Origin of the sequence: Moorena sp. SIO3B2 (assembly GCF_010692525.1) — a bacterium.
Taxonomy (GTDB): Bacteria; Cyanobacteriota; Cyanobacteriia; order Cyanobacteriales; family Coleofasciculaceae; genus Moorena; species Moorena producens.
The window spans coordinates 1-1,048 of record NZ_JAAHHE010000989.1; the positions used below are offsets into that span (position 1 = coordinate 1).

Here is a 1,048-nt window from a genome sequence, read left to right on the forward strand (position 1 = left end):
TTCATGATACGAATAGCGGAACGCCACAAGGAGGCATAATTAGTCCCCTCCTGGCAAATATCGGATTACACGGTCTAGAACAGTTCTTAAGTCAATTTAAGAAAGTTAAAGGCAGATATAAATCCAATAAATATGGCTTCGTCAGATATGCCGACGACTTCATTGTAACCGCTACCTGTCAAGAAGACATAGAGGAAATCCAACCCAAAATCGAACAATGGTTATCACAAAGGGGGCTAAAACTAAATAGAGAAAAGACCCGTATCGTTCAGATCGGCGCAGGATTTAACTTCCTTGGGTTTAATCTCAGACAGTATAATGGCAAGCTACTGATTAAACCACAAAAAGAGAAAGTCCTGAATTTCCTTAAGGAAACTAGAGATTGGCTCAAACAAAATAAAACGGTAGAACAGGAAATTGTCATTAAACAACTTAACCCCAAACTTCGAGGCTTTGGAAACTATTATCGTCACGCCGTCAGTAAAGAAGTGTTTAGCTACATCAGTTCCGAGATGTGGATAGCACTCTGGCGATGGGCAAAACGTAGACACCCAAACAAGGGGAAAAGATGGATTGCCAACCGATACTTTAAAATAAGAGGAAAAGGATGGGAATTTGCTTGTGATGTCAAGGACAGAAAAGGCAAAACCAAAGAAATTGGCTTATTCAACATAGCCAAAATTCCCATTGAACGCCACATCAAAGTAAAAGGAACGGCATCCCCAGACGACCCCCAATTAACAGACTATTGGACAAAAAGAGCTACCCTCTCTGGTAAAACCATCTGGGATAAAGGGTCAAAGTATTATCAAATCGCCCAAAATCAAAGATGGTTTTGTCCTATCTGTGGGGAACACCTTAACAACGGTGAAGCTATCGAGACCCATCACATAGTACCAGTGGCAAAAGGTGGAACGGACGGAATCGACAACCTCCAACACCTCCATAAAACTTGTCACAAAGCGGTACATAGTGGTCTTCGTACTATGATGGCAGAGGCTTGAGCCGTATGATGCGATGAGTGTCAAGTACGGTTCTTAGGGGAGGG

Annotated in this window: 1 protein-coding gene; it reads left to right on the forward strand. The window is 42.3% G+C overall.

The window, feature by feature from the left end:
* On the forward strand, nt 1-1,004 hold a 1,004-nt coding region (locus tag F6K38_RS42950; RefSeq protein WP_287361026.1), incomplete at its 5' end, for a group II intron maturase-specific domain-containing protein.
* Nucleotides 1,005-1,048: the final 44 nt, after the last annotated feature.